We start from the raw sequence: 2422 nt of genomic DNA, 5'->3' as shown, positions 1-2422 counted from the left end.
GTCGACATGGCCGTCGACCGAGGGCCATCCGGCGAGCCGAGGGCCATCCGGCGCGCCGCGCGAGGCGGGAGTCCGCGGATGTCCTACGCTTCCGGGGTGACCGTCGCCCGCCAATGCACCCGCACCGCCTGCGTGCGCCCCTCCGCCGCGACGCTCACCTATGTGTATGCCGACCAGGTCGCCGTCCTCGGTCCGCTCGCGACCTACGCCGAACCGCACTCCTACGACCTGTGCTTCGAGCACGCCAGCAGCCTGACCGCCCCCCGGGGCTGGGACGTCGTGCGACTGGCCATCGACGCCGCCCCGCCGCAGACCCACGACGATCTCGTCGCGCTCGCCAATGTGGTGCGCGAGAGCCGGCGCCCCAAGCCCGCCGACCGACCGGCCGCCCCGCCCCTGGGCAGCGGCCGCGCCCGCCTCCGCGCCGTCCCCGCGCCCCCTGAGTGAGGGTGGAAGTCACCGGCGCAGGGCGTAGGCGGGTGCTGACGTAGCCTGAGGCTTGTGCAGCGACGCGACCTGAGTGCCATCGTCAAGGCGTATGACGTGCGGGGCCTGGTGCCCGACCAACTCCACCCGGAGGTGGCGCGGACGCTCGGTGCGGCCTTCGCCGCCGAGATCGCGCTGCCCGAGGGTGCCGAGTCGATCGTCATCGGCCACGACATGCGACCGAGCTCGCCGGAGCTGAGCGAGGCCTTCGCCGCCGGCGTCCAATCGCAGGGTGTCGCCGCGACGCTGATCGGACTGTGCAGCACCGACGGCCTCTACTTCGCCAGCGGGGCTCTCGGCCTGCCCGGGGCCATGTTCACCGCCAGCCACAACCCGGCGGCCTACAACGGGATCAAGCTGTGCCGCGCCGGCGCCCGACCGGTCGGCAGCGACTCGGGCCTGACGCGGGTGCGTGAGCACGCCCAGGTCCTCCTCGACACCGGTGCCCTCGACAGCGGCTCCCAGCACACCGGCGCGCCGGGCAGCCCCACCCGGCGCGACCTGCTCGGGGAGTACGCCGCCTTCCTGCGCGGCCTCGTCGACCTCAGCGCCGTCCGGCCGCTCACGGTCGTCGTCGACGCGGCCAACGGGATGGGCGGGCATACCGTCCCCGCCGTCCTCGAGACGGCCGCCGGCCTCCCGGCCCTGCCCATCGAGATCGTCCCGCTCTACTTCGAGCTCGACGGCACCTTCCCCAACCACGAGGCCAACCCGCTCGACCCCAAGAACCTCGTCGACCTCCAGGCCGCCGTCCGCGACCACGGCGCCGATATCGGGCTCGCCTTCGACGGCGACGCCGACCGCTGCTTCGTCGTCGACGAGCGCGGCGAACCGGTCTCCGCTAGTGCGATCACCGCCCTCGTCGCGATGCGCGAGATCGCGAAGGAGGCGGCCCGCGGCATACCGGCGGATCAGGTGCGGATCGTCCACAACGTCATCTCCAGCCGGGCGGTGACCGAGTTCATCGTCCGCGCCGGCGCCCAGCCGGTGCGCACCCGTGTCGGCCACTCCTTCATCAAGGGCGAGATGGCCAAGCACGACGCCGTCTTCGGCGGCGAGCACAGCGCGCACTACTACTTCCGCGAGTTCTGGTTCGCCGACACCGGCATGCTCGCCGCGATGCACGTGCTCGCCGCGCTCGGCGAACAGGAGGGCCCGCTGTCGGCGCTGGTGGCCGAGTACGCGCCGTATGCCAGTTCGGGCGAGATCAACTCGACGGTCGCCGATGCGGCGGGCATCACCGAACGCGTTGCCGCGTGGGCGGGGGAGCGCGGGCTGCGGATGGACCGGCTCGACGGGCTGACCGTGTGGCACCCGACCGACGAGAGCGAGCCGATGTGGTGGTTCAACCTGCGCTCCTCCAACACCGAACCCCTGCTGCGGCTCAACGTCGAGGCCGCCGATCCCGCCACCATGGAGCGGGTGCGCGACACGCTGCTCGGCATGATCCGTGGCGCCGCACCCGCCGCCGACCGAGGAGAATGACGCCATGACGAATCCTTCCGACACCATCGAGCCCTGGGTGCGCGAGTTGCTGCGGTGCCCCAAATGCCTGACCACGCTGCGCGATGACTCCCGCGACGGCGCCCCCGAGCTGGTGTGCGAGTCCGCGGAGTGCGGCCTGGCCTATCCGGTGGAGGACGGCATACCGGTGCTGCTCATCGACAAGGCCCGCCCCCGGGGCTGACCGGTGCCCTTCGAGATCGAGCGCCTCGACGACACCGAGGCGCTGGCCGAGACCGACCGCTCCGGGATGCTGCGCGCCCTGGCGACGGCGGGTGCGCAGGTTCGCCGGGCCGTCACGGCCACGCGCGAGGCCGGCCTGCTCGAGCGCGACCCCGATGACCGCCCGCGGGCCGTGCTGGTCGCGGCGATGGGCGCCGACAACCTCGTCGGCGACCTCGTCTGCGCCCTCGCCGCCCGGCATTCGCCAGTG

General features: G+C 72.9%; 3 protein-coding genes and 1 pseudogene. All 4 read left to right on the top strand.

Translation table 11 applies throughout. From position 1 onward, the window contains the following. Positions 1-96: 96 nt before the first annotated feature. Positions 97-447, top strand: coding sequence for a DUF3499 domain-containing protein (locus BN11_RS15660; protein ID WP_048701682.1), 351 nt, complete (start codon positions 97-99; stop codon positions 445-447). 54 nt (positions 448-501) lie between these two features. Continuing rightward, entirely contained in the window at positions 502-1971 is a 1470-nt protein-coding gene (locus tag BN11_RS15655) for a phosphomannomutase/phosphoglucomutase (RefSeq protein ID WP_048699233.1), read from the top strand. Between the two features lie 4 nt (positions 1972-1975). Continuing rightward, positions 1976-2173: a Trm112 family protein gene (locus BN11_RS15650; RefSeq protein ID WP_048701680.1), complete on the top strand. Its 198-nt coding sequence runs from the start codon at positions 1976-1978 to the stop codon at positions 2171-2173. Between the two features lie 3 nt (positions 2174-2176). Then, positions 2177-2422: pseudogene (locus tag BN11_RS24040) on the top strand (SIS domain-containing protein); the annotation flags it as partial.

It is taken from the genome of Nostocoides australiense Ben110, assembly GCF_001050535.1.
Classification (GTDB): Bacteria; Actinomycetota; Actinomycetes; order Actinomycetales; family Dermatophilaceae; genus Nostocoides_A; species Nostocoides_A australiense.
This window is presented reverse-complemented; position numbering and strand designations above follow the sequence as displayed.

Coding starts and splice junctions, on each gene's coding strand:
- BN11_RS15650 (WP_048701680.1), top strand. CDS start 1,976: ATGACGAATCCTTCCGACACCATCGAGCCCTGGGTGCGCGAGTTGCTG.